Annotated in this window: 26 protein-coding genes; 12 read left to right on the top strand and 14 right to left on the bottom strand. The window is 65.0% G+C overall.

Annotated features, from left to right (window positions below):
• Window positions 1-8 precede the first annotated feature (8 nt).
• The 3 genes from RMO51_RS08250 to RMO51_RS08240 form a co-directional block, all read right to left on the bottom strand.
• Complete coding sequence (locus tag RMO51_RS08250; protein WP_310393704.1) at window positions 9-1,244, bottom strand: pitrilysin family protein; 1,236 nt, start codon at window positions 1,242-1,244, stop codon at window positions 9-11.
• Window positions 1,245-1,386: 142 nt separating this feature from the next.
• Window positions 1,387-2,835: a hypothetical protein gene (locus tag RMO51_RS08245; protein WP_310393702.1), complete on the bottom strand. Its 1,449-nt coding sequence runs from the start codon at window positions 2,833-2,835 to the stop codon at window positions 1,387-1,389.
• 131 nt (window positions 2,836-2,966) lie between these two features.
• Window positions 2,967-5,603, bottom strand: coding sequence for a TonB-dependent receptor plug domain-containing protein (locus RMO51_RS08240; protein ID WP_310393700.1), 2,637 nt, complete (start codon window positions 5,601-5,603; stop codon window positions 2,967-2,969).
• Window positions 5,604-5,808: 205 nt separating this feature from the next.
• On the opposite strand from RMO51_RS08240, the gene RMO51_RS08235 reads away from it, so the two are divergent.
• The 5 genes from RMO51_RS08235 (at window position 5,809) to ytxJ (ending at window position 9,899) form a co-directional block, all read left to right on the top strand.
• Window positions 5,809-6,384 carry a hypothetical protein gene (locus RMO51_RS08235; protein ID WP_310393698.1) on the top strand — a complete coding sequence of 192 codons (576 nt, stop codon included), beginning with the start codon at window positions 5,809-5,811 and terminating at the stop codon, window positions 6,382-6,384.
• 53 nt (window positions 6,385-6,437) lie between these two features.
• A complete protein-coding gene (locus RMO51_RS08230) occupies window positions 6,438-8,471 on the top strand; it encodes a dehydrogenase E1 component subunit alpha/beta (RefSeq protein WP_310393696.1) in 2,034 nt (677 codons plus the stop codon).
• 179 nt (window positions 8,472-8,650) lie between these two features.
• Window positions 8,651-9,094, top strand: coding sequence for a hypothetical protein (locus tag RMO51_RS08225; RefSeq protein WP_310393694.1), 444 nt, complete (start codon window positions 8,651-8,653; stop codon window positions 9,092-9,094).
• The gene (locus RMO51_RS08220; protein WP_310393693.1) at window positions 9,081-9,434 is read left to right on the top strand and encodes a hypothetical protein; all 354 of its coding nucleotides are present in this window, start codon (window positions 9,081-9,083) and stop codon (window positions 9,432-9,434) included. The genes RMO51_RS08225 and RMO51_RS08220 overlap by 14 nt, the downstream gene beginning before the upstream one ends.
• A 120-nt stretch (window positions 9,435-9,554) precedes the next feature.
• Window positions 9,555-9,899: a bacillithiol system redox-active protein YtxJ gene (ytxJ, locus tag RMO51_RS08215; protein ID WP_310393692.1), complete on the top strand. Its 345-nt coding sequence runs from the start codon at window positions 9,555-9,557 to the stop codon at window positions 9,897-9,899.
• A 59-nt stretch (window positions 9,900-9,958) separates the two neighbouring features.
• Here the strand turns inward: ytxJ and RMO51_RS08210 are convergent, their stop codons facing one another.
• Window positions 9,959-10,366 carry an OsmC family protein gene (locus tag RMO51_RS08210; protein ID WP_310393690.1) on the bottom strand — a complete coding sequence of 136 codons (408 nt, stop codon included), beginning with the start codon at window positions 10,364-10,366 and terminating at the stop codon, window positions 9,959-9,961.
• A gap of 106 nt (window positions 10,367-10,472) precedes the next feature.
• Between RMO51_RS08210 and RMO51_RS08205 the strand changes: the two genes are divergently transcribed.
• Window positions 10,473-11,291: a hypothetical protein gene (locus RMO51_RS08205; RefSeq protein WP_310393688.1), complete on the top strand. Its 819-nt coding sequence runs from the start codon at window positions 10,473-10,475 to the stop codon at window positions 11,289-11,291.
• 162 nt (window positions 11,292-11,453) lie between these two features.
• A complete protein-coding gene (gene lipA, locus RMO51_RS08200) occupies window positions 11,454-12,347 on the top strand; it encodes a lipoyl synthase (RefSeq protein ID WP_310393686.1) in 894 nt (297 codons plus the stop codon).
• 52 nt (window positions 12,348-12,399) lie between these two features.
• Here the strand turns inward: lipA and RMO51_RS08195 are convergent, their stop codons facing one another.
• Both RMO51_RS08195 and RMO51_RS08190 read right to left on the bottom strand, forming a co-directional pair.
• Window positions 12,400-12,942 carry a dihydrofolate reductase family protein gene (locus RMO51_RS08195; RefSeq protein ID WP_310393685.1) on the bottom strand — a complete coding sequence of 181 codons (543 nt, stop codon included), beginning with the start codon at window positions 12,940-12,942 and terminating at the stop codon, window positions 12,400-12,402.
• Window positions 12,943-13,034: 92 nt separating this feature from the next.
• Window positions 13,035-13,634, bottom strand: a complete 600-nt coding sequence (locus tag RMO51_RS08190) for a DUF4136 domain-containing protein (protein ID WP_310393683.1) — start codon at window positions 13,632-13,634, stop codon at window positions 13,035-13,037.
• A 231-nt stretch (window positions 13,635-13,865) separates the two neighbouring features.
• Here RMO51_RS08190 and RMO51_RS08185 point away from each other — a divergent pair, with 231 nt between their 5' ends.
• Entirely contained in the window at window positions 13,866-14,177 is a 312-nt protein-coding gene (locus RMO51_RS08185) for a hypothetical protein (protein WP_310393682.1), read from the top strand.
• A 92-nt stretch (window positions 14,178-14,269) separates the two neighbouring features.
• Here RMO51_RS08185 and RMO51_RS08180 read toward each other — a convergent pair whose 3' ends face one another.
• From RMO51_RS08180 to gcvP, 3 genes are read right to left on the bottom strand one after another with little or no spacing between them, the layout of a single operon-like run.
• Entirely contained in the window at window positions 14,270-14,974 is a 705-nt protein-coding gene (locus RMO51_RS08180; RefSeq protein ID WP_310393680.1) for an IS630 family transposase, read from the bottom strand.
• Between the two features lie 38 nt (window positions 14,975-15,012).
• On the bottom strand, window positions 15,013-15,258 hold the full coding sequence (locus RMO51_RS08175) for a helix-turn-helix domain-containing protein (protein ID WP_310393679.1): 246 nt from the start codon (window positions 15,256-15,258) through the stop codon (window positions 15,013-15,015).
• Between the two features lie 49 nt (window positions 15,259-15,307).
• Window positions 15,308-18,223, bottom strand: coding sequence for an aminomethyl-transferring glycine dehydrogenase (gcvP, locus tag RMO51_RS08170; RefSeq protein WP_310393677.1), 2,916 nt, complete (start codon window positions 18,221-18,223; stop codon window positions 15,308-15,310).
• A 277-nt stretch (window positions 18,224-18,500) separates the two neighbouring features.
• Between gcvP and RMO51_RS08165 the strand changes: the two genes are divergently transcribed.
• Window positions 18,501-19,727: an NAD(P)-dependent oxidoreductase gene (locus RMO51_RS08165; protein ID WP_310393676.1), complete on the top strand. Its 1,227-nt coding sequence runs from the start codon at window positions 18,501-18,503 to the stop codon at window positions 19,725-19,727.
• A gap of 42 nt (window positions 19,728-19,769) precedes the next feature.
• Window positions 19,770-20,366, top strand: a complete 597-nt coding sequence (locus RMO51_RS08160; RefSeq protein WP_310393675.1) for a Uma2 family endonuclease — start codon at window positions 19,770-19,772, stop codon at window positions 20,364-20,366.
• A gap of 60 nt (window positions 20,367-20,426) precedes the next feature.
• On the opposite strand, the gene RMO51_RS08155 is transcribed toward RMO51_RS08160, so the two are convergent.
• The 4 genes from RMO51_RS08155 to RMO51_RS08140 form a co-directional block, all read right to left on the bottom strand.
• Window positions 20,427-21,257, bottom strand: a complete 831-nt coding sequence (locus RMO51_RS08155; RefSeq protein WP_310393674.1) for a DUF1206 domain-containing protein — start codon at window positions 21,255-21,257, stop codon at window positions 20,427-20,429.
• 174 nt (window positions 21,258-21,431) lie between these two features.
• Window positions 21,432-21,650 carry a CsbD family protein gene (locus RMO51_RS08150; RefSeq protein WP_310393672.1) on the bottom strand — a complete coding sequence of 73 codons (219 nt, stop codon included), beginning with the start codon at window positions 21,648-21,650 and terminating at the stop codon, window positions 21,432-21,434.
• A 141-nt stretch (window positions 21,651-21,791) separates the two neighbouring features.
• A complete protein-coding gene (locus RMO51_RS08145; RefSeq protein ID WP_310393671.1) occupies window positions 21,792-22,400 on the bottom strand; it encodes a hypothetical protein in 609 nt (202 codons plus the stop codon).
• Window positions 22,401-22,433: 33 nt separating this feature from the next.
• The gene (locus RMO51_RS08140; RefSeq protein ID WP_310393669.1) at window positions 22,434-23,204 is read right to left on the bottom strand and encodes a hypothetical protein; all 771 of its coding nucleotides are present in this window, start codon (window positions 23,202-23,204) and stop codon (window positions 22,434-22,436) included.
• A 333-nt stretch (window positions 23,205-23,537) separates the two neighbouring features.
• Here RMO51_RS08140 and RMO51_RS08135 point away from each other — a divergent pair, with 333 nt between their 5' ends.
• Window positions 23,538-25,118 (top strand): hypothetical protein, encoded by a 1,581-nt coding sequence (locus RMO51_RS08135; RefSeq protein ID WP_310393667.1) that lies wholly within the window; start codon window positions 23,538-23,540, stop codon window positions 25,116-25,118.
• A gap of 126 nt (window positions 25,119-25,244) precedes the next feature.
• Here the strand turns inward: RMO51_RS08135 and RMO51_RS08130 are convergent, their stop codons facing one another.
• A complete protein-coding gene (locus RMO51_RS08130) occupies window positions 25,245-25,631 on the bottom strand; it encodes a hypothetical protein (RefSeq protein WP_310393665.1) in 387 nt (128 codons plus the stop codon).
• A 169-nt stretch (window positions 25,632-25,800) separates the two neighbouring features.
• On the opposite strand from RMO51_RS08130, the gene RMO51_RS08125 reads away from it, so the two are divergent.
• Window positions 25,801-26,202: a hypothetical protein gene (locus tag RMO51_RS08125; RefSeq protein ID WP_310393664.1), complete on the top strand. Its 402-nt coding sequence runs from the start codon at window positions 25,801-25,803 to the stop codon at window positions 26,200-26,202.
• Window positions 26,203-26,272: the final 70 nt, after the last annotated feature.

The following is a 26,272-nucleotide window of genomic DNA, read 5'->3' as shown; positions in this document are numbered from 1 at the left end:
GGCGGGCGCTACACGGCTTCGTAGTACAGCGTGCTGCAATTTTCGGGGCGCAGCACGGTTTGGGCGGCGGCGCGCACGTCGGCCACGCCCACGGCCTGAATGCGCCGGCTTTCGTCGTTCACCAGGTTGGCGTCGCCCTGCAGCTTGCTGTAGGCCAGGTTTAAGGCGCGATTCAAGAGGTCAATTTCTCCGAAAACCAGGCTGCTCTCGGCCTGGTTTTTTACTTTTTCCAGCTCCTGGGCGTCCACGTCCCCGGCCAGAAATTCGGCCACCACGGCCTCCACGGCGGCATCGGCCGCGTGCAGGTCCACGCCCGCGTTCAGCTTGCCGCTGATGACGAGCAGGCCGGGGTCGAGCGAGCCGGTGAGTGAGGCCGAGATGTTGTTGAACAACGCCTGCTCTTTCACCAGGCGCTGGTGCAGGCGGGCCGACTTGCCGCGGCCGAGCACGTCGCTCAGCAAGTCCACGGCGTGGTAGCGCTCGTCGGCGCGGGCGGGCATATGGTACGCTTTATACAGCGCCGAAAGGGGCACGGGGGCCGTCGCGCGCAGGTGCCGCGCCTCCCGCTGGGCGGGCTCGGCGGGCAGGTGGCGCTGGTGGGCCGGGCCGCCGGGAATGGGGCCGAACCACTTTTCGGCCAGCTTGCGCACTTCGGCGGCGCTTGCGGCGCCGGCCACCACCAGCACGGCGTTCTGTGGGGCGTAGTGCTTCTGGAAAAAGCTGCGCACGTCGTCCATCACCGCGTTTTCGATGTGCGCAATCTCCTTGCCGATGGTGTTCCATTGGTAGGGGTGCGTCTGGTAAGCCAGGGGTTTGAGCTTGAGCCAGACGTCGCCGTAGGGCTGGTTGAGGTAGCTCTGCTTGAACTCCTCGACCACCACCTTGCGCTGCACTTCGAGGCCGTTTTCGGAGAAGGCCAGGTTCAGCATCCGGTCAGATTCCAGCCAGAAGCCGGTTTCGAGGTTGGCGGCGGGCAGCGAGAGGTAGTAGTTGGTGACGTCGGCGCTGGTGAAGGCATTGTTCTCGCCGCCCACGCGCTGCAGGGGCTCGTCGTAGCTCGGAATGTTGACCGAGCCCGAAAACATGAGGTGCTCAAATAAATGCGCGAAGCCGGTGTGCTCGGCGTCCTCGTCGCGCGAGCCCACGTCGTACATCACGTTGAGCACGGCCATGGGCGTCGAAAAATCTTCGTGCACGATGCAGCGCAGGCCGTTGGCGAGGGTGAATTCGGTGAAGTGAATCATGGGGAAAGTCGTAAAGAATAAGCAGCAAACTATCGGCAAGCGCGTTGGGTTCGGGCGGCCGGCCGTTTATGGCCCGCCGCCGGGCCACCACCGCACCCAGCTGCGCAGACGGCGCCGGGCGCTGGCAAGTGCGATGGGCGGCTCACCAGCCCTGTTGGTAATACAGCTTTTTACCCCGGGTGATGCCCCAATACTCCAGCATCTGGGCGTTGATTTCCGACTCCGGCGGGGCGCCCACATTGCCCCATGCCATAACCGTGCAGCCGGCCCCCAATCGCACCACCGGCTCGGGGGCTTGGGCCAGGCGCGTCAGGTTTTCGCGCTCGCAGGCGTTGGTGGTGCGCGGCATTCGCCGGTCGGCGATGAGGAAGATGGCCGAGAATACGACTACCGCCCCGAGGTACCAGCGCCGGGGCCGGGCCGGCAGGTGGTGCAGTAAAAAGTAGGTGGACAGGCCGTAAAAGAACATCAGGCCCAGCAGGAGCGGAATGACGGAATCGCGGCGGATGATGAGCGCCCGGTACTCGCGGTAGCCGCCCAGGGGCAGCAGCAGCACGTAAATCACCGCGAAGATTCCCAGCCACCGCAACATGCGCAGAATGCGCTGGCTGTCGGCCGTGGCGGGCACCAGCCGCCGGATGAGCCGGGCATTGACCAGCACGGCCAGGGTCAGCAAAGGCAGGCCCAGCTTGCGGTACTGCCACAGGATGCCGTGCGGAATCCGCGCATAGCGCCGCCACATTGGCAAGTCCTGGCCCACGCTTTCTCGTTCGTTGAGCCCGATGTAGAGCGAATAGACGCACAGCGCGGCAAACAAACCCAGCAGCACCGGGGCCAGCGGGGGCAGCTGCCGAACCCGGCCCAGCCATTGCCCCGAGTCGAACCGCACCCCGGACTGCCACTGCCGGACCGCCCAGTGCAGGACAATGCAAAAAAAGAGTACCGCCACCGTGCCGGCGATGATGGCCCCATTAAAAGCCAGCACCACCATCAGCCCGACCAGGGCAAGCCGGCCGGGCCAGCTCACCCGCAGCGGCTGCCCCTGGTAGGCGGCCCGGTAAAAAGGCAGCAGCAGCACCAGCAGCAGCAGCATCGGAAACCCGTAGAAGAACGTGTAGGTGATGGCCGGGTCGATGATGCCCATCTGGTCGTTGTAGCCCACCATCTGAAACAGGGGCGCCAGCAGGGCCACCACCACCCAGAAGCCGCGGCTCGTGAGCTGGTAAGTGCCGCTGATGTACACCCCGAGCACGTAGAGCAGCAGCGCCTGCACCAGCACGCCAAACAGCGCGCACGCCGCGTACACGCTGCTAATCGGGTCGGTGAGGCGCTGCAGCGCGAAGGGCACCGACTTGAAGTAGCTCACCATGGCCGCGTGCGCAAAAAAGCGGTTGGGGGCTACGTACACTTCGTTGCGGGTGAGCACGGCCCAGCCGAAAGGGTCGCTGAGCACCTGCCGGCACTCGGGCGAGGGCAGTACGATGGCGGGCAGGTCGCCTTCCAGAGGCAACTGGTAGCTCTGCACGAAGGTGTAACCCAGGTCCAGCAGCACGAACAGCGCCAGGAGAACAGGCAGTAAATATTTTCTCATTTAGCAATCGGAAAGCATAGCCCGGCGCCAACAGCGCGCCGAGAACCAAGGTAAAACGAAGCTCGACTGTTTCATGCAGCGTGCTCGAAAAGGATTAGCCGTGCCGGCCGCTGGTCCCGCCTGCTACGCCGTTAAAACTGCCCGCGCACGCCCACCTGCCACACCCGGGCCACGGGGTACACGCTGGCGTCTTGCCCGGCCTGCAGCGGCGCGGCCCCGCCGCTGCCCACGTTGGGGTCGAAGCCGCGGTAGGCGCCCGTCACGAACAGGTTCTGGCCGCCCACCCACACGCTGGCCCGCCGGGCGCCGGCGTTCAGCACCTCGTAGCTGAAGGTAAGCTGGGAAAGCCGCACGTGGTTGCCGCTTTCCAGGGCTTGGTCGCTGAGCCGGAAAGGTACGTCGGAGCCGGGTTGGGGCACGGACGTATCCTGCCGACTGGGAGTCCAGTAGCCGAGGGCCCGCGCCGAGCTGTTGAAGTTGCCGGTTGGAGTGTCGAGCCACACGAGTGCGGGATTGAGCAACTGGTAGCCAAAGAGGCCATCGAGTTGAGTCTCCAGCTGAAAGCGACGCAGGCGCAGTTGCTGGTAGAAGCCGAGCGTGTAGCGCGGCAGTCCACTGCCCTGGTATGAGCCGTCGGCGAAGTCCACTTGGCCGTCGTTGTTGCGGTCGCGGAAGCGGGTCTGGCCGGCCAGGGGCGAGCCGGCGGGGTGGGTGCCGTCCTGTTCAAACACGTAAAAGCGGCCAACGGGTTGGCCTTGCTCCAGTCCTTGTCTTGATGGCAAACTGGGACTACCGGCGGGCAGTCCTCCCTCCACCTGGTTGCGGTTGGTGGCGGCGACCACTTGGGTGGAGCCCTGCATGGTTCCTATTTCCCAAGCGCTGGTTAGGGTCAGTTCCAGGCCGCGGTTCAAAAGGACCACGTCCGGGAAGGCCACGGCAATGTATTCCACGGGAGAGGTAAAGGGTACGGGCAGTCGTAGCAAGGTTTGGGCGTGGCGGGTGCGGCGCTGGTAGGCGCCGGCTTCCAGCGTGAGCTTGCCGTCCAGCACGCCCAGGCGCAGGCCCGCGTCGTGGTGGGTGGTGCGGTCGGGCGAGAAAAACGTGCTGGTTTGCCCCGTGCCAACCCACAGCGTGAAGTCGCGCAGGCCGGCTGCTTCGGCTAGAAAAGCTTCCCTGTGCAGGTGCCAGCTGACTTGCGCGCCCGGAAACCAGTGGTAGTCGCCCTTGCCAGCCGGGTTGAAGGCAAAGTCGGAACGCAGCGAGGCCTGCACCTCGTAGCGGCCGGCGTAGGCGTAGCCCAAGCGGGCCGACGGGCTGTGAATCGGGTTGCTTTTGACCGATTGCTCATAGGAGCTGAGGCTGGAACCGCCGCCGAAGCTGTAGTACTCGCGGCGCGCCAGCTTGCGGTCGAACCGCTGGCGCAGGTAGGCGAGCGCCCCGGTCAGGGCGTGCTGGCGGCCAAACGTGCGCCGGTACTCCAGCGCGGCGTCCAGCACCGAACTATGCCCGACGGTGGTGGAAGTGGACGTCTCAACCGCGTTCGGGGTCGGGCTGCTGTCGGGAGAATAGCCCAGCGCCCGGGCGTCGGTCTGCTCGCGGCTGCCGCGCACGCGCAGGCTCAGGGCGTCGCTGAGCTGGTAGGTGGCGCTCAGCTGGGCGAGCAGGCGGCGGGTGCGGGGTTCCCCGCGGAAGTAGTCCAATTCAAACTGCGGGGAGTTGAAAAAGCGCGGCGCCGGCGTGCCGGGCAGCACGGCGGGCCGGGCCAGCAATGCATTTTCCAGCAGTGGCCCGGCATCGAATCGAGACCCCGCGTAGCGCTGGTCGGCTTGGCTGGCGCTGGCTTTCAGGCCCAGGCGCAGCCGGCGGGTCAGCTGCTGGTCGAGGTTGGCCCGCAGGTGGTAGCGGCTCAGGCCGGAGCCGGTCACCACGCCGGCTTGGCGCAGGTAGTCGGCGGCCGCGTAGTAGCGGGTGCCGCGGGCCAGGCCGTCCACGCTCAGGTTGTGGCTTTGCACGCCGGCCACCCGAAATACCCGGTCCTGCCAGTCCACTTCGCTCAGGTTGCGGAGGTCGGTGGGAGAGTAGCGGGGTGGGCGCCCGGCGTTGGCCTCCGCCACGTTGGCCAGGTCGGCATACGCCCGGCCGCTGAGCAGGTCGTAGCGCTGGCGCACCTGCTGCACGCCGCCCCAGCCGGCGTAGCGCACCCGCAAGGGCTGGGGAGCGTTGGCGCCGTCGGCCCCGGCGCGGGTGCTGATGAGCACGACGCCGTTGCTGCCCTGCATTCCGTAGCGCGCCGTGGCCGCCGCGCCTTTCAGCACTTCTACGCTGGCCACTTCCTCCACCGGCAGGTCCAGCAGCGGATTGGTCGCGGGCGTGTAAGGCGGGGTCACGGCGCCGTACCGGCTCAGGAAACCCGGGATTGGAACTTCCGTGTTGCCCCACTCTTCGGGGGTTACCTCGGTGTTGTATACCGGCACGCCGTCCACCACGTATAGCGGCTGGCTGCCGCCCGTCACGTTGGCGAAGCCCCGGATGCGCACCGTGGCCCAGGCCCCCGGCGCCCCGGAATAGGGCGTGACCTGCACCCCGGCCACGCGGCTCAGGGCCGGCTGAACGGTGGTGAAAGCCGGCAGGCTGCCCGCCCGCAACCGGGCGGCGTCCAGGCTGTCGGGGGCGGACGCGGGCGCCGCGAGCGAATCGGGTTGCTGGGCGTGGGCGGTGTTTACGAGTAGAAAAAGGGCAAGGAGAACACGGGGTAGAGTTTGGAGCATAAACAGGGATAAAAAATTACAAAGCGGGCACGAAGATAGACGCCCGCGCCGGCCGCATTCCACGAGTCATGCAACGCCAATGGACCTTTCACGCTCAGGAGCTCAGCGGCAAACTGTGGCCGCGCGTGGCTACCTTTCGCTCCGTGCCGCATCCGTTCGCGCATCACCCAATCTCAACGCTCTTTCCTGATTTCTGCCCTGACTTATGAAACGACTGTTTTTACTCTTCCTGGTGCCGGTGCTGCTAAGCTGCGAAGACGCGACGGACCAGCTGTTTCCGCAGCCGCAACCGGTGCGGCTGCCCGCCGCCACGCAGTCCGGGGCCAACACCTTCGGCTGCCGCGTAAACGGGCAGGTGTGGGAAGCCAGCAACACCACCACGCTGGCAGGCAATGTGCTCACCCCCAACGCTTACTACGAGCACGGCGAGCTGCGCCTCGACGCCTTCCGCCGGCTGCAAGTGGCCGGGCCGGTGACCAACTTCAACTTTGTGGTCGACCACGTGACCGGCCCCGGCGTGTACCCGCTGGGGGCGTTGCGGGACCACGCCGGCCGCCACGCGGTGCTGCAAACCAGCCGCCGCCGCGTGGGCTACGCCACCGATGCGCCGAGCGCCGGCACCCTCACCATTACGCGCCTCGACACCGCCGGGGCGCACCCGTCCGTGGCCGGCCGGTTTGAGCTGCGGGCCGAGCCCCAGCAAAGCGCCCGCTACGCCGACTTGCCCGCGGTGCTGCAAGTGACCGAAGGCCGGTTCGACGTTCAGCTCACCCGCCGCTAGGCAGGCACGAAGCTCTGCTACCTTTGCCGGGTCCCGTCTTCCTGCGCCCACCCATGACTTTTGACCGCCACGACCACGCCAACGACACCCTGCTGCACCTCTACCAGCACCTGCTGCGGCCCCGGCTGATTGAGGAGAAAATGCTGATTCTGCTGCGGCAGGGCAAGGTGAGCAAATGGTTTTCGGGCATCGGGCAGGAAGCCATTTCGGTGGGCAGCACCCTGGCCCTGGAGGCCGACGAGTACATCCTGCCGCTGCACCGCAACCTGGGCGTGTTCACGGCGCGCGGGGTGCCGCTGGGGCGCCTGTTTGCGCAGTGGCAGGGCAAGCGCACGGGCTTCACCAAGGGCCGCGACCGCAGCTTCCACTTCGGCAGCAACGAGCACCACATCGTGGGCATGATTTCGCACCTCGGGCCGCAATTGGCCGTGGCCGGCGGCATTGCCCTGGCCGATGTGCTCGACCAAAAGCCCAAAGTCACCCTCACCTACAGCGGCGACGGCGGCGCCTCCGAAGGCGACTTCCACGAGGCCCTGAACGTGGCCGCCGTGTGGCAGTTGCCGGTCATCTTCGTGATTGAAAACAACGGCTACGGCCTGAGCACGCCCAGCAACGAGCAGTTCCGCTTCCAGTCCTTCGTCGACAAAGGCCCAGCTTACGGAATGGAAGCCGTGCAGGTCGACGGCAACAACGTGCTGGAGGTGTACACCACGGTGAAGCGCCTGGCCGAGGACCTGCGCCAAAACCCGCGCCCCGTGCTGGTGGAGGCCCTGACCTTTCGGATGCGCGGCCACGAGGAAGCCAGCGGCACCAAGTACGTGCCGCAGTCCTTGATGGAAGAGTGGGCCCAAAAAGACCCGGTGGACAACTACGAAAAGTGGCTGCTGGCCGAGGGCATCCTCACCGAAACGGCCAGGCACCGCATCCGCGAAACCATCAAGGCCGCCATCGAAGCCGGCCTGCAGGAAGCCGACGCCGAGCCGATGCCAGTGGCCGACGTGGCCGAGGAAATAGCGGATATGTACGCGCCGTACGCTGCGCTTAATGAGGAATTAAGAATGAGGAATGAAGAATTGGGGACGCCGGATAATTCCTCACTCCTCATTCCTCATTCTTCATTAGCGAATCGCGAGATTCGCTTTATCGACGCCATTTCCGAGGGCCTGCGCCAGAGCATGGTGCGCTACCCCGACCTCGTGCTCATGGGCCAGGATATTGCCGACTATGGCGGGGTGTTCAAGATTACCGAAGGATTTGTGGCCGAGTTTGGCAAGGCGCGGGTGCGCAACACGCCGCTGTGCGAGTCGGCCATCGTGGGCGCCGGGTTGGGGCTGAGCATCAGGGGCAAGAAGAGCATGGTCGAAATGCAGTTTGCTGATTTCGTGACCTGCGGCTTCAACCAGATTGTGAACAACCTGGCCAAGAGCCACTACCGCTGGGGCCAGAACGCCGACGTGGTGGTGCGCATGCCCACCGGCGCGGGCAGCGCCGCCGGCCCCTTCCACAGCCAGAGCAACGAGGCCTGGTTTACGCACGTGCCCGGCCTGAAAGTGGTGTACCCCAGCAACCCGCACGACGCCAAGGGCCTGCTCTGCGCCGCCTTCGAAGACCCCAACCCGGTGCTATATTTCGAGCACAAGCTGCTCTACCGCAGCCTCAGCGGCCCGGTGCCCGAGGCCTACTACACCACGCCCATCGGTCGGGCCGCGCTGGCGCTGGAGGGCGAAGAACTGAGCATCATCACCTACGGCATGGGCGTGCGCTGGGCCCTGGAGGTATGCCAGGAGTTGAACGTGTCGGCCGACATCCTCGACCTGCGCACCCTGCTGCCCTGGGACCAGGACGCCGTGCGCCGCACTGTGGCCAAGAACGGCCGCGTCCTCATCGTGCACGAAGACACCCTGACCGGCGGCATCGGCGGCGAAATCGCGGCCTGGATTGGGGAGCATTGCTTCGAGCACCTCGACGCGCCGGTGCGCCGGGTGGCCTCGCTCGATACGGCCATTCCATTTGCGCCGCCGCTGGAGGCGGCGTTCCTGCCCCAGCAGCGTTTGCGCGAGCAAGTGCTGGCATTGCGGGCGTATTAGTCGGCGCGGCGCCGGGTTGGCCCGGTTTTCGCGCGCGTTTCTTCGCATCTTTGTTGCGCTTACTCTTTGACCTTGCCTGCCTTACGGTGAAAAACTGTTTACTCCTTGCTCTTCGTGCCGGGTTGAGGGTGCTGTTGCTGACAGGGCTGGGCGGCTGCGCCATTTTCCATCCCTACCGGATGCCCACGCCCAAGCCGTCGGCCGAGTTCCTGGCCCAGCAGAAAGCCACGGCCGAAGCCCGCAAAAGCCGGGAATCAAATTCCCTCTTCAAGAAAAAACCGGCCGTTGATACCGAAGAAGCCGCGACCGACGTGTCGACCCCGGCGGGTGCGCCCGTGGCCGCGGCAGTGGCAGTGGCCGCCGCCCCCGAAGCCCGCCCGCTCCCCGAGCGGCCCACGGTGAAATACGACAAGCAGGGGCTGCTGAAGAAGCCCAAGCTGATGCGCCGGCGCAAGAACAAGCCCGCGCCCAAGCCTTTTCGCCCCAGGCAGTCCATCCGTCACTTCTTTAAGTTCAGCCTCCATGGCAAACCCAACTACGGCCCCGACCACCAGCCGGCGGCTCCGGCGCCCGCACCCGATGCTGCCCCTGACGCCGCGCCCGCGCCCGATGTCAAGCCCTAGGTTGTTGCTGGCCCTGCTGCTGGGCGTGGGGGCTTTGCTGAGCAGCCGGGCGGCCGTGGCCCAAATCGTGCACGAAAACCCGGCGCAGGTGAAGGCCGCCAACCGGCGGGCGCTGCGCGAGGCCCAGCGCACCGACTCGCCCTACAAAGACAGCCACCTCGCCGTGACGCCCGCCCGGCTCCGGCGCGGCGAAAGCACTCAGCCCCGGCCCGAACGCAGCGACGAGCTTGACTACGAAACCGTCACCGGGCCCCCCGCGAAGCCGGCCGGATTGTTGAACCTGCGTCGCCGCAAGAAACCCCAGGCCCCGCCGGTCGGAACAGGTAAAAAGATGGAATGACTTCGGGGCAGTTAGGTGTTATCGCCCCGTTATCCCAACCTAAAAATCGCTGCCGCACGTATCGTTTCCGCCGGCTGATTCCCGCCGAAGCGCGTTGCTATTTTCATCATTGTGTATTTTATGTCCACCCCCTGGCTTCCCCTCACCCAACCCGAACAGCTAACCGACCTGGCACAGGCCTCGCACGAGCAGCCGGTGCTCATCTTCAAGCACAGCACGACCTGCTCCATCAGCGCGGCGGCCAAAAGCAAGATTGAGCGCCAGTGGGCCGACAGCGGCCTGGCCCACGTGCCCATTTATTACCTGGACTTGCTGCGCTTCCGGCCCCTGTCGGCCCAGATTGCCGAGCAATTCGGCATCCGCCACGAGTCGCCCCAGCTACTGCTCATCCAGGACGGCGAGTGCCGCTACGATGCTTCCCACATGGGCATTCGCCTCAGCGAAGTAGCCTCTAAAATGAAGTGATGAAGTGATGAAGTGACGAAGCAGTACCTGTTGACCCCATTACCCCATCACTTCATCACTCAGTTGTACTCAAACACCACGTTTTGCCGGATGTCCGGGTGCAGGCTCAGCGTGACCGGGCAGGTGTGGGCCGAGCGTTCCAGCAGGGCCCGCTCCGTGGCCGACAGCCCGGCGGGCAGCGTGAACGTCACGTCGATTTGGGCGATGCGGCGCGGCGCTTCCGTGCTCATGTGCTTGGTGACGGCAAAGGTGCTGTTGACCAGATTGAGCTGGTGGCGTTCGGCCACGATGCCCATGACGGTCATCATGCACGCGCCGAGGGCGGTGCTCACCAGGTCGGTGGGCGAAAAAGCCTCGCCCCGGCCGTGGTTGTCGGTGGGCGCGTCGGTCTGAATCAGGTTGCCCGAGGCCACGTGGGTGGCTTCGGTGCGCAGGTGGCCGGCGTAGCGGGCAGTGGCGGTGTTCATCAAATCAGGAAGTTAACTTTACAGAGTTGTTTATTCTTTAGCTAATTTACGTACTGCTTAGCACGCCGCGCCTGCGGCCTTTGGTCGGGCTCATTTCTGGATACTTATGCTTCCCCTCATTCCTCGTTTTTTTGGCTTGCTGGCCACCGGCCTACTACTTGCGGCGACGGCCCAAGCCCAGGCGCCCACCCGGCCGGCCCCAGGGCCCGGCGCCGCGCCGTCCGATGAGCAGTCGTACCGCAAAGAGTTTGTGTACGGCATCAATTTTAATACCCAGGGCGGCTTGCTCGGGGGCGGGTCCGTGCGCTCCTCGCGCGTGCTCGACGACCGGTTTCTGCGGTTCTGGAGCATTGAAGGCGTGATGCTGAAAAACACCAAGGAAGAGCGGGTCAACACCGTGGTGGGCGGCAGCTTCGTGGAGCGCAAAACGAACTACGCCTTCGTGCTGCGGCCCTCCGTGGGCCTGCAGCGCATTCTGTTCCGCAAAGCCGCCGACGCGGGCGTGCAGGTAAACGGCCTGGTGAGCGTGGGCCCGTCCCTCGGCTTGCTCATGCCTTACCATATCAGCTACGACCGCACAGTGGCAGCTGCCGGGGGAGGACCCCCCAATCTGCAGGGTGACGAAATTGTGAATGAGCAATACGACCCTGTCAAGCACGCCGTGACGAGCGCCATCCTCGACCGCGGTCCGCTCTTCAGCGGCATCGGCCAAACGAGCGTGGTGCCCGGCTTCCACGTGCGCGGCGGGCTCAGCTTTGAGTACGGCCGCTACCGCGACGCCGTCACGGGCCTCGAAGCGGGCTTTCTGGTGGAAGCCTTCACCAAGCGCCTGCTTATTCTCAGCCCCGAAGCCGACCGGGACGACTTAAACCGGCAGTTCTTTCCGTCGGTGTACCTGACGCTGTACTTCGGGCACCGGTCGTAGCGCTGCGCTTGATGAGGAATGGGGAATGAAGAATGAGGAATTGGGCAAGGACAAGGATAGGTAGACGCAACGCATCAATTGCGCCGTAAATTTGTTGGTGCTTGGTATCCAATGAGCCGGAGGTAATTCCTCATTCTTCATTGCTCATTCCTCATTGAAACAATGATTGACCTTCCCGTTATCCAGCCCGAAACGGCTGCCCCCGCCCGCCCCCGCAAGCCCGACTGGCTGCGCGTGAAGCTGCCCGTGGGCGAAGAGTACGCCGCCGTGCGCCGGCTGGTGGACGAGCACAAGCTGCATACCATCTGCGAGAGCGGCAACTGCCCCAACATGGGCGAATGCTGGGGCGCCGGCACCGCCACGTTCATGATTCTGGGCAACATCTGCACCCGCTCGTGTTCGTTTTGTGCCGTGGCCACCGGCCGCCCCACCGAATACGACCTCGACGAGCCCCGCCGCGTGGCCGAAGCCATCAAGCTGATGAAGGTGAAGCACGCCGTCATCACCTCGGTGAACCGCGACGAGCTGAAGGACCGCGGCGCCAGCGTGTGGCGCGAAACCGTGGTGCTCACCAAGCAGCTCAGCCCCGAAACCACCATCGAAACGCTGATACCGGACGTGAAAGCGAACTGGGACGCGCTGGACGTGATGATTTCGGGCGGCCAGGAAGTCATCAGTCACAACATTGAAACCGTGGGCAGCCTCTACCGCCTCGTGCGCCCCCAGGCCCGCTACGACCGCAGCCTGGAGCAAATCCGGCGCACGAAGCTGGCCGGCCACCGCACCAAGTCGGGCATCATGCTGGGCCTGGGCGAGCAGCCCGACGAGCTGTACCAGGCCATGGACGACCTCGTGGCCAACGGCCTCGACATCCTCACCCTCGGCCAGTACCTGCAGCCCACCAAGCGCCACCTCGACGTGGCCGAATTCATCACTCCCGACCAGTTTGCCCACTACAAGGAAGAAGGCCTAAAGCGCGGCTTAAAGTATGTGGAAAGCGGCCCGCTAGTGCGCAGCAGCTACCACGCCGAGCGCCACGTGAACGTGCCGATTTAAGGGCCTTCGCAGGGCCGCCCGCTAGCACAGAAGCCGCGGGTGCAGCCGGGCTTCAGCTTCTTACGCGCTGGTAGTGGCGCTGCACCAGCCCCGAGGCGTACGCGGTGCTGCTCACCAGCTGCAGCGGCAGCTCCTGCGCCTGCCGCCCCGAAAACAAGGGAATGCCTTCGCCCAGCAGCACCGGAATGGTAGAGACGATGTAGTCGTCCACCAAATCCTGCGCCATGAAAGCGGCCAGCGCCTGGGCGCCGCCGTCAAGAAAAATGTGCTTTCCCGGCCGTTGGCGGAGTTCCTGCACCAGTTCGGCAGGGTGGCCGGCGTAGTACCGCACGTTGTCGTCGGCGCCGGTGCGGGTGCGCGAGAGTACGTAGCAGGTGCGGCCCAGGTGCGGAAACGGCAGGCCAAAACCCAGCACCGTGTCGTAGGTGTGGCGGCCCATGATGACGGTATCTACCTGCTCGATAAAGCGGGCGTAGCCGTAGTCCTCGCCCTCGGTTTCGACCCGGGCCAACCAGTCAATCCCGCCATCGGGGCGGGCAATGAAGCCGTCGACGCTGGCGGCAATAAACAGAAAAACCCGGCGGGAGGAACGCATGTCAGTCACAGCAGTTGCGCGGTCAAGTTAAACAAAAAAGCCGTTTCCACATTGGAAACGGCTTTTTCAGACAAATACCCTCGGCCTTGGTTCTAACGCCGGGCGTTGCTATCCTGTGGCGGGTAGGTGGTCAGGATGCCATTCACGATGCGTAGGGTTTCGGCGTCGGAAATGGTGTTCTGGTCGACCTGGGCCTGGCCGGTACCGCGCCACGCCAACTCCTTGCGGCGGGCGTCGATGATGTCAATCACCACCGTGCCGGCTTTGTACTGGGTCACGGGCTGGTAGTTGCGGCCGTAGTACCCATAGCCGTAGCCGTACGGATAGCCGAGCCCGTTGTAGTAAGGCGACACTTGCTGCTTGTCTTCCACCCGGGCGCTGTAAGCCACGTAGATGTCCGGCGCTTTGTCGACCTCGGTCAGGCCTTTACGGGTCATCTCGGCGGTAACGGCTGCGCGCATCCGCTTATCAAGAAACGACTGGTAGCCCTTGGCGGGGCCGCCCTCGGTGTCGGTGGGCTGCTGCGGGTACCAGGACCAGGTTTTGTAGGCCCGGAAGTTAACGGCGTGGTCGAAGTCGTTGGTGACGCCCACGCGGGAAGTGGTGGTGCAGCCGCTGGTGCCCAACAACAGCACAAGACTCGCGGCGACCAAAGCAGCCGGACGAGTCAAAAAACGGGTGATGCGGTTCATATATCGGGAAAGAGGACGGGTGAGAAAACGAGCCTAAAACGCCGTGTTTCAGTAAAGAAATGCGCAGTTTTGGGCTCTGGGTTCTCAACGAAGAAACCACCCCCCGCGTTCCCGTTTTCTTAGCATCGGGTGGGGTGCAGGGCCTCTTCAAAGTCGTTGCATAACCTTGACATAACCAGATTTTATCCTACCTTACCCCCAAATTTCCACCCCATTCTTCTTGCTGCGTCAATGAAAAGTGCTGTCTTATTGGTTATGGCCGCGGCGGGCCTGCTGGCTGCTTGCTCTTCCACCCGCGACGAACGAATGCAAACCTCGGGCGCAAATCGAACGCCGGTCCCGCACAACACCATTGTGAATTGCCCCGTGTACGACGGTATGAAGAAAACCTCCACCGTGCTGGCCCAAACCATCGCCGGCAACGAAGTGCAGGTAACCGACACCATCAACGCCTACTTTGTGCGCGTGCGGCTGGACAAGGACGGCAAAACTCTCACCGGCTACATGGACCGCCGCTGCTTCGGCGAGCAAGGCAGTAAATGAGTTAAAAGTGAAGAGTTAAAAGTGAAAAAGCCCGCCTGAATCGTCAGGCGGGCTTTTTCACTTTTAACTCTTCACTTTTAACTCCTAAGTATTCAGGCAAAAGTAATCGTATAGTCATAACCGATTCGTTTGAGGATGAATTGGAGTCGTTGGTGCAGGGTGTCGAGGGAAAGATAATCGGGTGGCGTGAGCCAGTAGTGCTTGAGGAAGCGCCACAGGATTTCAATCCGGTTGAGTTCGGGCGAGTAAGCGGGGAGGGACTGCAGTTGCACGCCGGCCGTGCGCCAGGCGGGCAGGCGCTGTTGCACGCAGGTAGCCCGGTGAATGGAGGCGTTGTCGAGCACGAGCACCGTGGGCCGGCCCGATGTGCCCACCTGCTCGTCCACGGCCTTGACGAAGAGTTCTGCCGTCCAAGCCGTTTCGCTCACCAGGCCGACGAAGGCCCGGGCCGGGTCGGCGGCCCCGGGCTGCCAGAAGCCGAGCACGGAATAGCCGCCGGAATCGCGCTCGGCGGGCAAGCGTACGGCCGGTTGCCCGCGCACTTGCCAGGCGTAGGGCACCGGGGCCTGGCGCGAAACGCGGCACTCGTCCACATAGACCACGGCCACTTCCCCGGCCCGTTCGCCGCGGTGTAAGTGGGCCAGCTCCTGTTGAAAAAAACCGAACAACACCGCATCACGCCGCTCTTTGAGGCTGCGACGCAGCCGTTTCCAGCGGTACCCCAAGTGGCGGGCCAGGCGGCGCAGACTGCCGGCGCTGAGCCGCACGCCCATCTCCTGGCCGATACGCGGCAGCAACGTGCGCAATTGCTGGGTCGCCGGCCCCAGCCAGGCCATCACTTTTTTTGGGCCACCACCGGGGCCAGGCCAGCCACGCCGCGTTGCTGCCAAGCCTGTAGCCAGTCGTGGACAGTCGCGTAGCGCACGGCGAACAGCGTCGCCAGTTGGGGCAGCGACTGGCCCCGGTGGTGGCCCAAAATAGCTAAGGCTCGCCGTCGCTGGCGCGGGTGCGGCCCGTGCAAGCCACACGCTTCCAACGTCACCATCTCGGTCGCCGTGAGCGGTGTGGGGGGTAATAACATGCCCCCAAATTACACAGCCAGCACTAGACGGTTACTTTTGCCTGAGTACTTAATAGGAAGGGCCTTTGTCGGCCTGCACCAGTTCTTCTTCCTTGTCCACGTACTGCTCAATGGGCGTGCAGCTGCAAATCAGGTTCCGGTCGCCGTAGGCCGAGTCGATGCGGCTCACGCTGGGCCAGAACTTGTTGGCCCGCGCGTGCTCCGTGGGGTACACGGCCTGCTCGCGGGAGTAGGGGCGGGTCCAGTCGTGGACCAGCACGGTGGCGGCGGTGTGGGGGGCGTGCTTGAGCACGTTGTCCTTGGCGTCGGCCTTGCCCGACTCCACGTCCGCAATTTCCTTGCGAATGGCAATCATGGCGTCGCAGAACCGGTCCAGCTCGGGCTTGCTCTCGCTTTCGGTGGGCTCCACCATCAGCGTGCCGGCCACGGGGAACGAGACGGTGGGGGCGTGGAAGCCGTAGTCCATCAGGCGCTTGGCAATGTCCTCGACTTCGATGCCGGCCTTTTTAAAGTGCCGGCAGTCGAGAATCATTTCGTGGGCGCAGCGGCCGTGGCGGCCGGTGTAGAGCACCGGGTAGTGCGCTTCGAGGCGGGCCTTGATGTAGTTGGCGTTCAGAATGGCCAGCTCGGTGGCGCGCTGCAGGCCATCGCCGCCCATCATCGAAATGTAGGCGTAGCTGATGGGCAGGATGCTGGCCGAGCCCCACGGCGCGGCTGATACCGAGCCGTTCACGCGGCCTTCCACCGGCACCACGGCGTGGCCGGGCAGGTAGGGGGCCAGGTCGGCCACCACGCCGATGGGGCCCACGCCGGGGCCGCCGCCGCCGTGTGGGATGCAGAAGGTTTTGTGCAGGTTGAGGTGGCACACGTCGGCGCCGATGATGGCGGGCGAGGTGAGGCCCACCTGGGCGTTCATGTTGGCGCCGTCCATGTAGACCCGGCCGCCGTGCTCGTGAATGGTCTGGCAGATGTCGATGATGGTTTCCTCGTACACGCCGTGCGTGCTGGGGTAGGTCACCATCAGGCAGGAGAGCTTGTCGGCGTACTTGGTGGCCTGGGCCGTGAGGTCGGCCACGTCGATGTTGCCGTCCTCGGTGCTCTTCACCACCACCACCTGCATACCGGCCATCACAGCCGAAGCGGGGTTGGTTCCGTGGGCCGAAGCGGGGATGAGGGCGACATTGCGGTGATGGTCGCCGCGGGCCTCGTGGTAGCCGCGGATGGCCAGCAGGCCGGCATACTCGCCCTGCGCACCGGAGTTGGGCTGCAGGCTGACGGCGGCAAAGCCGGTTACCTCGCACAGCCAGGTTTGCAGGTCGGCGAAAATCTGCTCGTAGCCCTTGGCCTGCTCCACCGGGGCGAAGGGGTGGAGGCCGCCGATTTCGGGCCAGGTCACCGGAATCATCTCGGCGGTGGCGTTCAGCTTCATGGTGCACGAGCCCAGCGCAATCATGCTGTGCGCCAGGCTGAGGTCCTTATTCTCGAGCTGCTTCATGTAGCGCAGCAGCTCGTGCTCGGCGTGGTGCGAGTTAAAGACGGGGTGGGTGAGGTAGTCGCTGGTGCGCACGAAGCTGCTGGGCCAGGTCAGCTCCAGGGTTTCGGCCTGGGTGGCGGCGGCTGTGGCCTTGCCCAGCACTTTGGCGAAAACGTTGAGAATGTCGGCCACGTCGGCCAGCTCGGTGTTCTGATTGAGCGAGATGCCGACCCGCACCTCGTCGAAATAGCGGAAGTTGAGGCGGGCGGCTTTGGCTTCTTTCCTCACCGCCTGCTGCAACTCGGCGCTTTCCAGGCGCAGGTTCAGGGTGTCGAAGTAGTGTTCGTTGGTCTGCTCCACGCCCAATTTCTGCAGGCCGGCCTCCAAGGTTTGGGCCAGGCTGTGGGTGTTCACGGCGAACTGCCGCAGGCGCTGGGGGCCGTGGTACACGGCGTACATGCCGGCCAGCACGCTCAGCAGCACCTGCGCGGTGCAGATGTTACTCGTGGCTTTCTCGCGGCGGATGTGCTGCTCGCGGGTTTGCAGGGCCATGCGGTAGGCCTTGTTGCCGGCCGCGTCCACGCTCTGGCCGATGAGGCGGCCAGGCAGCACCCGCTTGAACTGGTCCTTCGTGGCAAAGAAGCCGGCGTGCGGGCCGCCGTAGCCCATCGGCACGCCGAAGCGCTGGGAGTTGCCCACGCACACGTCGGCGCCCAGCTCGCCGGGCGCGGTAAGCAGCGTGAGGGCCAGCAGGTCGGCGCCCATCACCACGAACACGTCGTTTTTGCGGGCCTGGGCGATGAAGTCCTGGTAGTCGAAGATTTCGCCGTCGGCGGCCGGGTACTGCACCATGGCGCCGAAGAAGCTCCCGGCGCTCAGGTCCAGCCGGCGGTGGTCGCCCACCACCAGCTCGATGCCGACCGGCGTGGCGCGGGTGCGTAGCAGGTCGATGGTCTGGGGCAGCACCTGGTCGGAGACGAAGTATTGCTGGGCGCCCTTTTTCTTGGTCTGGCTGTGCAGCATGTGCATGGCCTCGGCGGCGGCGGTGCCCTCGTCGAGCAGGCTGGCGTTGGCGATTTCCATGCCGGTCAGGTCAATTATCATCGTCTGATAATTGATGAGGGCTTCGAGTCGGCCCTGGGCAATTTCGGCCTGATAGGGCGTGTAGGCGGTGTACCAGCCCGGGTTTTCCAGAATATTGCGCTGGATGACGGGGGGCAAAGTCGTGTCGTGGTAGCCCAGGCCGATGTAGCTTTTGAACACCTGGTTCTGACCGGCAATCTGCTTGAATTTGGCCAGAAAGGCGCGCTCGGTCAGCGCGGCCGGCAGGTCCAGCGGGCGCTGGAGGCGGATGGCGGGCGGCACGGTTTCGTCGATGAGCTGGGCCAGGCTGGCCACGCCGATGGTGCGGAGCATGGCGGCCTGCTCGTCGGCGCCGGGCGCGTTGTGGCGGGCTTCAAAAACGTCGGCAAGCTGGGGTTTCAACGTCATAAAAACGAGAAGTGGGAGGTTTGAGGGCGGTTTTAGCGGGGTAACTCGCAGGGTTAGATTCCTTAACAAAGGTACGCCCGAAACGTCCCGTCGGACGGCTACCAAACCCGTAATTTTGGCCTTTGCTCTATCTGAACAGCCCGTCATGTCGAGCGCAGCCGAGACATCTCGCTCGCTTCGTTGCAGCGACTAGATTACTGCTGCCCGCGAGATGTCTCGGCAAGCTCGACATGACGTTCTTTTCGCCTTCCTGAACCATTCCCCCAAATCCCGCCCCATGCCCCTCACCATCGGTCTTCTGCGCGAAGGCAGAACCCCGCCCGACAAGCGCGTGGCCCTCACCCCCAAGAAATGCGCCGAAGCCGAGGCCCAGTACCCCGGCCTGCACATTTGGGTGAAAACCAGCCCCCACCGCTGCTTCTCGGACGACGAGTACCGCGACCTGGGCCTGGAAGTGTGCGAGGACGTGGCCGACTGCGACATCCTCATGGGCGTGAAGGAAGCAGACGTGAGCCAGCTCATCCCCGGCAAAACCTACCTCTTCTTCTCGCACACCGTGAAGAAGCAGCCCGCCAACCGCGAGCTGCTGCGGGCCGTGCTCCGCCAGCGCATCACCCTGATTGACTACGAGCTGCTAACCAACGGCGACGGCGGCGAGCGCCTCGTGGCCTTCGGGCGCTGGGCCGGCATTGTGGGGGCCTACAACGGCCTGCTCACCTACGGCCGCAAGCACGGCCTGTTTGCGCTCAAGCCCGCCCACCAGTGCGTGGACATGGAGGACATGGAGGAAGAATTCTTCAAGGTGAAGCGGCTGCCGCCCATCAAAATGGCCGTCACGGGCTCGGGGCGGGTGGCCCAGGGTGCGCTAGAAGTGCTCAAGCTGATGGGGCTGCGGCAGGTGAGCGTGTACGATTACCTCTACCTCGACTTCCACGAGCCCGTGTTCACCCAACTGCGCAGCTCCGACTACAACCGCCGCCGCGACGGTCGGGTGTGGGACACCGCCGACTTCCACCGCCACCCGCACGCCTACGAGTCCACGTTCGGCCCCTTCCTGCCCGTGACCGACCTGCTCATTGCCTGCGCCTACTGGCACCCGGCCGCGCCGGTGCTGTTCACCGAAGCCGACACCCGGCGCCCGGATTTCCGCATCAACACCATCGCCGACGTCACCTGCGACGTGAACGGCTCGGTGCCCACCACCAAGCGCGCCACCACCATCCCGGACCCCGCCTACGACTACAACCGCCGGACCGGCGCCCTGGAGCCGGCCTACTCCCGACCCGACAACATCACGGTGATGGCCGTGGACAATCTGCCCTGCGAGCTGCCCCGCAACGCCAGCCGCGACTTCGGCCGTCAACTGCTCGACCACGTGCTGCCCCACCTGCTGGGCGACGACCCGGCGGGCATTGTCGCCCGCGCTACCATTGCCCGCGGTGGAGAACTCATGCCGCGTTACCAGTACCTGGCCGACTACGTGGCGGAAACGGCCAACGCCTGAGCCGCCCGCGCTATCTTTATTCATGTACCAACGCTCCCGGCCATGCCCCCCATTACCCACCTCTCGCAACTCGACCCCAACGGCAGCTACACCTACGCCGACTACCTGACCTGGAAGTTTGACGAGTTTGTGGAATTGATTCGGGGCAAAGTGTTTCGGCCAATGGCCGGGGCTGGCCGGCGGCACCAGACGGTTTCGCGCCGCCTGGCGTACCGGATAGAAGACTTCCTGCTCCACAAGCAGTGCGAGATGTTTAATGCGCCGTTTGACGTGCGCCTTGCCCGCAGCACTGGAAATGGCGATGCCCAAATTCAGACCGTCGTGCAGCCCGACATTTTTGTGGTCTGCGACCAGGCGAAGCTTGACGAGCGCGGTTGTCTGGGCGCGCCCGATTGGATAATCGAAATTGTCTCGCCCGGCAACACGGCCCACGACACCCGCACGAAGTTCGGCGTGTACGAAGAAAACGGCGTACGGGAATACTGGATAGTATATCCGGGGCAGCAAACCATCGAAACCTATGTGTTGGAAAACGAGCGGTATGAGCTGGCCGCCGAATACGCCGCGCCCGGCCCCATGCCCGTGGCCACCCTGCCCGGCCTGGCCATCGAGTGGGCCAACGTGTTCGACGAGGCGTAGCCGGTGGTGTTTCGGTGGCCGCTCTCGCCCGCTGCCCCAGCTCCGGCCGCAACGCCCGGCCTACACGCCGCGCAGCACCGGGTATTTGGCCTGCACCAGCATGAAGAGCCCGTAGGCCACCAGGCCCGCGGCCACCACGCCCAGCGCCACCGGCCCCATGGCGGCCAGCAGGTCAAAGGCTTCGTCGGTGCTGCCCACGGCGCCGGCCCGCGACTGCCGGCCGGCTTGCACGAAGAAGTAACCGATGAGGCCCAGCACCACCGCCCGCGCCGTGAAGCCCACCTGCCCGGTGCGGTACACCACTTGCTGCTGGCCGGCCGGCAGGCGGCTGGCGTTCACGTCCTTCTGAAACTGGCCGGCGTAGGCGCGGTAGACCTGCGAGACGCCGATGCCGATAATGACGAGGCCCACCAGGAGTATCAGCCAGTTGCCACCGGGCCAGCCCAGCACCTGGGCGGTGAGGGACTGCGAAGTGTCGCCGCCCTTTTGGGCACGTCCACTCAGGGCGAGGCGGCCCGCGTAAAGCGCCAGACCGCTGTAGAACAGGCCGCTGGCGACGTAGAAAAGCCGCGTGCCCACCCCTTTGGCGCCCGAGCCCTTGCTCTCGGTGTCGCGGATGGCCTGGGTGAACCGCCACACGATGTAGCCCAGCAGCCCGAAGGCAACCAGGCCCAGGAGCAGGCTGCCGCCGGGCACGTCCTGCAGGCGCTGCACGGCTTCTTCTTTGTCGGCGCGGGCGCCCTGGCGCTGGCCGGTGGCGGCCAGCAGGGCCAGCACGCCCATCAGCAAATACACCACCCCGATGGCGGCGAAGCCCAGGCGGGCCAGGGTTTTGATGCCGGACGCAGGCGAACGCGGCACGGCGGCGAGGAGCGTATCAGTGGCGGACATGGGGCGGCACGAAGCGGAACGACGAAGTTTTTATTACACGGAAAGCCCGCGCGAAGGTTGGGGTAACGAGCATTGACTAAGCAAAAAAAGCCCTTTCTGCTGCCAGAAAGGGCTTTTTGCAACGAGGCAGCCGCGTGTGGATTGGAAGGCGCGTCACCTCGTTGGCATGCGTTGCTAAAACGTGCGCTGAAACCAGGTTTTGATGTCTTCCACGGCGTGGCCGGTTTTCTCCTGCAAGCGACCGAACCACTCGTCCTGCTTGCCGTCCTCGTAGGTTAGGTCGTCGTCGGTGAGGTTGCCCCACTTCTGCTTGGCTTCGCCCTTTAGCTCGTTCCAGTTGCCGCGGGCCTTCAGCTCGGTTTGGTCTTTGACATTGTTCTGGTTGATGTCCATGGTGAGTGCGTTGAAAAGTGAAAGAGAAGTGGCAAGGGTTGAGCTAAACCATGGGCCTTGTACGGAAGCGTCTGCGCGGGCGATGCCGCCTCGGGCGGAATGCCGGAATGTTGCACCCCCGCCCGCCAAGCCAGCGGCGGGCTAGTGGGCGCTGGCCGCGAGCGCGCCAATTAGCAGCACCCAGGCGCCCACACCCACGCCGTAGCCGCCCCAGGTCCGGCCGCGCTTGCGCCGCTGGGCCTCCTGGCGGTACGCCTCGCCGTAGGACGGGTCGGCCAGCAGCTCGGGGTGGGGGGCGCCGAGCCGGGCAGTCGCCACCGGACGCGGGGCGATAATAGCCGGCGCCACCACGCCCAGCAGCGGCCCCCCGTAGAGGGTAGCCCCCAGCGAACCCCAGAACGGGCCCCGGTCGGTGTAGCCGCGGGCGGCGGCCTGCTGGGCCAGGGCGCGGCGCTGGGCCACGTCGAGGCCCGGCAACAGGTCGACGGGAAAGAGCCGCGCGCCAGCCGGGGCGGGTGGGTGCAGCACCTCGCGGGTCCCGTTGGCATAGCGCACTAGGAACACGTCGGCCGTGGCGAGGCGCAGCGTATCGGCCCCGGCCGGGGGCAGGTAGCGCAACTCTTCGGGCGTAATGGTGAGCACGCGGCTGGGCACCTCCGAGCCGTCGGTGCGCAGCATGACGTCGGTGGGGGCGGGCTGAGCCCGGGCCGTCCCGGCCAGCAGCAGGAGCAGGGGAAAGAGTCGGTTCATGGCGCGGATGCGAAAAGCCCGGTGGCGCCGCTGCTAGCGGCGGCGGGCGTTGAAACCAACCAGCAGGCTAATGCGGGCGCCGCCGTTGCCGGGCACCACGGCCAAGTTCACGGGGAAATTGATGCCGTTGGAGCGAAACGACGTGCCCAGCGCCAGCACCAGGTTGGCCCCGAGCGGCGTCAGGTTGGGCCCCACGCCCACCTCGAACCCCTTGGGGCCGCGAATGCCCAGCAGCCCGCTCAGGCTGGGCAGAAACTTGCCCTGCTCCAGGCCGCCTACCAGCGGCACGAATTCCACCAGCCCGCTCAGGCCGCTGGGCATGCGGAACAAGCGGGTTTCAAATTGCCAGCCGAACTGCGTCAGGAAGGGATTGAGGTCGCCTACCTGCTCGCGGGCTTTGTTCAACACGCCGTTCGTGAGCACGGTAAAGCCGATGCGCGGCCCGTCGAGGGCGATGGTCTGGTTCAGGTCAATCTCATCGCCGGGCACCACTATGCCGCCCACCGCAGGTGTTGGGGCCGCCGGGGCTGCTGCCGGCGTGGCAGCCCCCGAAATGGCCGGAACGGCCCCCGTGCCGAATACCTCCTTCGTGCCGTTGGCGTAGCGAATCATAAACACGTCGGTGCGCCATACGCTGATGAGCGGGCCGTCCGGGTTGTCAGTTCGGCGGTATTTTACCTCGGCCGGCGTGATTTCAACCACCTTCACCGGCAGCTCGTCGCCGTTGCGCTTGGTGAGCAGGTCCTGCCCGTGGGCGGCCCCGGCCAGTAGGGCCAGTATTACAAATAGTAAGTAAGTACGCATGGGGAAATAAGTTAGGTGAGACCGTGCGTAAAGGTGAGCGAGTGACTGACGGAATGCTAAGGTATTTCCAGGATTCTCCGATGTTGCAAATGGGTAGGTAGTGCGCGTATCTATTTGGCTAGTAATAATGAACGGATAAAATATAGGATATTGGGGTTCTTGTCGCCCGCCGGCTCCGGTAGCGGGCGGGGCGGTTGGGTGGGGTTGTGCTGGGGCGATTTTTTGCGATAAGGCCGGCCGCAGTTACGGGCCCGTTGGGGTGCCCGTGAAACATGAGCTGGTCACGGCTCCGCCCTCAGCGGCCGGCCGGCGCCCGCGCCGTAATTTGCTCCCATGGATGACCTGCGCACCACCCTGCTCACCCTCAGCCCCGACGACCGGCGCGACTTCGGCCGGTTCATCCAACGCCAGCGGCGCAAGGCCACCGGCCGCCTCGACTCCCGCCTCTACGAGCTGCTGCTCCAGGCCAAGGAGCTGACCAGTGCGCAGCTTATTGCCCGGGTGTACCCCGCCGAGCCCAACCCCGTGGCCTACTACGCGCTGCGCAAGCGCCTGCTGCGCCACCTCACCGATTACCTGCTGCTGCGCCAGCGCCAGCTCGACACCACGGCCGCCGCTTCGGTGCGCGGGCAGCTCACCTTGGCCCAGTATCTGTTCGAGGCCGGCATTCCGCGCCTGGCCTGGAGCACGCTGCGCAAGGCCGAGAAGCTGGCCCACGCCAACGAGCAGTACGAGCCCCTGAACGCGGTGTACAACCTCCAGATTCAGTACGCCAACTCGCCGCACGCCGAGCCCCTGGCCGAAATCATTGCCCGCCGCCACGTCAACAAAAAGGCCGCTGATGAGGAGGAGCGGGCCAACATCGCCGACAGCCTGCTGCGCCAGCGCCTGCGCGAAGCCCGCAAAAAAGGCCGCGCCGCCGCCCCACTCGACACTTTGATGCACGACATTTTGGTCGAGTACGACTTGCAGGAAGCCTTTGCCCGGTCGCCCTCGCTGCTGTGCCGCCTCATGTCCATCGCCCGGAGCGCCATGCTGGTGCGCCGCGACTTCGCCGTCTTTGCCGCCTACATCGAGCGCTGCTACCGCCTCATGGAGCGGCGCCACGGCTTCGCGCCCGCCCAGCGCAGCTACCAGCTGCGGCTGCTCTACATGCTGGCCCACGCCCTGTACCGGTCCCGGCACTTCGCCGAATCGGTGGCGTACCTGGAGCAAGGGCGGGCTCTGATAGCGGCGGCACCCGGCCGCAAGTTTGCGGAGCTCGCGCCGCGCTTCAGCTTTTTGCTGGCCGCCAACCTGGCGTTTTTGCGCCGCAACCCCGAAGGCATCGCGCTGCTGGAGCAGGCGTTGAAAGCCACGCCCGCCCTGTCGCTGAACGAGGAACTGACGGCCCGGCTGCAGCTGGTGTTTCATCATTTTGCCGAGGGCAATTTCAGCAAAGCCAACCAGGCCCTGCTCCGCCTCGGCCGCACCGACCACTGGCTGGAAGAGCACCTGGGCCTGGAGTGGCTGCTGAATAAGAACCTGGCCGAGATGTTCATTCAGCTGGAGCTGGGCCACGAAGACCTGGCCCTCGGCCGCCTCCGGGCCATCGAGCGCGGCTTGCGCGAACAGTTTCCGGCGGTGCCCGCCGTCCCGGTCTCGGCCGGCGCGCCCGCTGCGGAGGCCGTGCCGGTGGGCGGGCCCTACCATTACGCGCTCAGCTTTCTGGGCTTGGTGCACGAGATAATCAACGACCCCGCGGTGGCCCGCCGGCCGGCCTTCGCCGCCCGCGTCGACGAGCTGCCGTCCTTCGTGCCCCTGGAGCGGGAAAACCTCCAATCCATCAGCTTCTACTGCTGGCTGCTGGCGCGCATGTCGGGCCGCCCCTACTATGAGGTGCTGTTGGAAATGGCCGGGCTTGCGCCGGAATAGCGGAACAAAAGAGGCCCGTGCGTTCTGCGCACGGGCCTCTTTTGTTCCACCCTTCGAGCCGGTACCGGCCCGGGGCTCATCTGAACAGGCGGCCGTGCTTCGCTGCGCGCCGCGTGGCCGGGTGCCTTACTTCTTAGCGGCCTCTTTCATGTTCTCCTTGGTTTGCGCGGCCGATTTGGCAGCGGCGTCGCCCATGGCGTCCAGTTTAGCGCCGGCGGCATTCATTTTTGCCTCCACCTTAGCGCCGGCAGCCTCTATTTTGGCGCCGGCCTTGTCGGCGGCGGCGTCGATTTTGGCGCCGGCCTCGGCCATGCCCGCTTTCGTTTCGGCCGCGGCTTCGTCGACGGCGGCCCCGGCTTCGGTGGCCGTCACCGCGGGCGTGGTCGTGGTGCTGTCAGTCACGACGGTGGTTTGGCCATCGGTGGTGGTTTCGGTAGTTTTGGTTTGCTCGCAGGCGGTGGCGGTCAGGGCCACGGCGGCGGCGAAGAGCAGGGTTTTGACGGGCGTTTTCATTGAATTTAGTAATTGAAGGTGAAACGATGTCAATTAATGAGTAGCTTCCGAAAAGGTAACCCGCCGCCGATGCCCGCGCGTCTGCGCAGCCCTTGCCAAACCGCTCAGCTAACTTTTTTGGGCCCGCGCTAGTATAGCCCTCCACGCATCTTCCTCATTTCGCATTCCCATGGACTCCACCGCCACCACCCCGCAAACGCCCGCCACTCCCGCCGTGCCCCTGGCCGTGAGCGACCAGCAAAACACCGCCCTGCTCGACGATACGCTGACGTTTCTCACGGCGAGTACGCCCACTAACTCCGGCCCCCAGGGCCGCGCCGAGATTGAGCGCTGGGCCGCCGTGCTCACCGCCTCCACCCGCCCCGGCCTGGCCAAAATCAAGCAGGAGCTCAACTTGCTCAACAACTTGCTGGCCGACGCCAAAACCCCGGCCCACGACATTGCCGCAATCCTCGCCAGCCTCGGGGCCGAAACCGCCAAGGTGGCCGAGGACGCCGGGGGCGACTACAGCGGCCCGCTGGGCAACCTGAGCAAGCTGCTCATCAGGGCCGGTTCGACGTTGTCGCGGTAACTCCTTCCCCTTCCGTCCGGTTTCATAACCGCCGTAGCGCGAACTTTGCGGCCCGCGCCGCCAGATACGT

Origin of the sequence: Hymenobacter sp. (assembly GCF_031398885.1) — a bacterium.
Taxonomy (GTDB): Bacteria; Bacteroidota; Bacteroidia; order Cytophagales; family Hymenobacteraceae; genus Hymenobacter.
The sequence above is the reverse complement of the archived record's forward strand: the minus strand, read 5'-3'. Positions and strand labels throughout refer to the sequence as shown.

What these genes read in the sequence shown, in the direction of transcription:
- RMO51_RS08250 (WP_310393704.1), bottom strand. Translation starts at nt 1,244, where the DNA reads ATGATTCACTTCACCGAATTCACCCTCGCCAACGGCCTGCGCTGCATC.
- RMO51_RS08245 (WP_310393702.1), bottom strand. Translation starts at nt 2,835, where the DNA reads ATGAGAAAATATTTACTGCCTGTTCTCCTGGCGCTGTTCGTGCTGCTG.
- RMO51_RS08240 (WP_310393700.1), bottom strand. Translation starts at nt 5,603, where the DNA reads ATGCTCCAAACTCTACCCCGTGTTCTCCTTGCCCTTTTTCTACTCGTA.
- RMO51_RS08235 (WP_310393698.1), top strand. Translation starts at nt 5,809, where the DNA reads ATGAAACGACTGTTTTTACTCTTCCTGGTGCCGGTGCTGCTAAGCTGC.
- RMO51_RS08230 (WP_310393696.1), top strand. Translation starts at nt 6,438, where the DNA reads ATGACTTTTGACCGCCACGACCACGCCAACGACACCCTGCTGCACCTC.
- RMO51_RS08225 (WP_310393694.1), top strand. Translation starts at nt 8,651, where the DNA reads ATGCCCACGCCCAAGCCGTCGGCCGAGTTCCTGGCCCAGCAGAAAGCC.
- RMO51_RS08220 (WP_310393693.1), top strand. Translation starts at nt 9,081, where the DNA reads ATGTCAAGCCCTAGGTTGTTGCTGGCCCTGCTGCTGGGCGTGGGGGCT.
- ytxJ (WP_310393692.1), top strand. Translation starts at nt 9,555, where the DNA reads ATGTCCACCCCCTGGCTTCCCCTCACCCAACCCGAACAGCTAACCGAC.
- RMO51_RS08210 (WP_310393690.1), bottom strand. Translation starts at nt 10,366, where the DNA reads ATGAACACCGCCACTGCCCGCTACGCCGGCCACCTGCGCACCGAAGCC.
- RMO51_RS08205 (WP_310393688.1), top strand. Translation starts at nt 10,473, where the DNA reads ATGCTTCCCCTCATTCCTCGTTTTTTTGGCTTGCTGGCCACCGGCCTA.
- lipA (WP_310393686.1), top strand. Translation starts at nt 11,454, where the DNA reads ATGATTGACCTTCCCGTTATCCAGCCCGAAACGGCTGCCCCCGCCCGC.
- RMO51_RS08195 (WP_310393685.1), bottom strand. Translation starts at nt 12,942, where the DNA reads ATGCGTTCCTCCCGCCGGGTTTTTCTGTTTATTGCCGCCAGCGTCGAC.
- RMO51_RS08190 (WP_310393683.1), bottom strand. Translation starts at nt 13,634, where the DNA reads ATGAACCGCATCACCCGTTTTTTGACTCGTCCGGCTGCTTTGGTCGCC.
- RMO51_RS08185 (WP_310393682.1), top strand. Translation starts at nt 13,866, where the DNA reads ATGAAAAGTGCTGTCTTATTGGTTATGGCCGCGGCGGGCCTGCTGGCT.
- RMO51_RS08175 (WP_310393679.1), bottom strand. Translation starts at nt 15,258, where the DNA reads ATGTTATTACCCCCCACACCGCTCACGGCGACCGAGATGGTGACGTTG.
- gcvP (WP_310393677.1), bottom strand. Translation starts at nt 18,223, where the DNA reads ATGACGTTGAAACCCCAGCTTGCCGACGTTTTTGAAGCCCGCCACAAC.
- RMO51_RS08165 (WP_310393676.1), top strand. Translation starts at nt 18,501, where the DNA reads ATGCCCCTCACCATCGGTCTTCTGCGCGAAGGCAGAACCCCGCCCGAC.
- RMO51_RS08160 (WP_310393675.1), top strand. Translation starts at nt 19,770, where the DNA reads ATGCCCCCCATTACCCACCTCTCGCAACTCGACCCCAACGGCAGCTAC.
- RMO51_RS08155 (WP_310393674.1), bottom strand. Translation starts at nt 21,257, where the DNA reads ATGTCCGCCACTGATACGCTCCTCGCCGCCGTGCCGCGTTCGCCTGCG.
- RMO51_RS08150 (WP_310393672.1), bottom strand. Translation starts at nt 21,650, where the DNA reads ATGGACATCAACCAGAACAATGTCAAAGACCAAACCGAGCTGAAGGCC.
- RMO51_RS08145 (WP_310393671.1), bottom strand. Translation starts at nt 22,400, where the DNA reads ATGAACCGACTCTTTCCCCTGCTCCTGCTGCTGGCCGGGACGGCCCGG.
- RMO51_RS08140 (WP_310393669.1), bottom strand. Translation starts at nt 23,204, where the DNA reads ATGCGTACTTACTTACTATTTGTAATACTGGCCCTACTGGCCGGGGCC.
- RMO51_RS08135 (WP_310393667.1), top strand. Translation starts at nt 23,538, where the DNA reads ATGGATGACCTGCGCACCACCCTGCTCACCCTCAGCCCCGACGACCGG.
- RMO51_RS08130 (WP_310393665.1), bottom strand. Translation starts at nt 25,631, where the DNA reads ATGAAAACGCCCGTCAAAACCCTGCTCTTCGCCGCCGCCGTGGCCCTG.
- RMO51_RS08125 (WP_310393664.1), top strand. Translation starts at nt 25,801, where the DNA reads ATGGACTCCACCGCCACCACCCCGCAAACGCCCGCCACTCCCGCCGTG.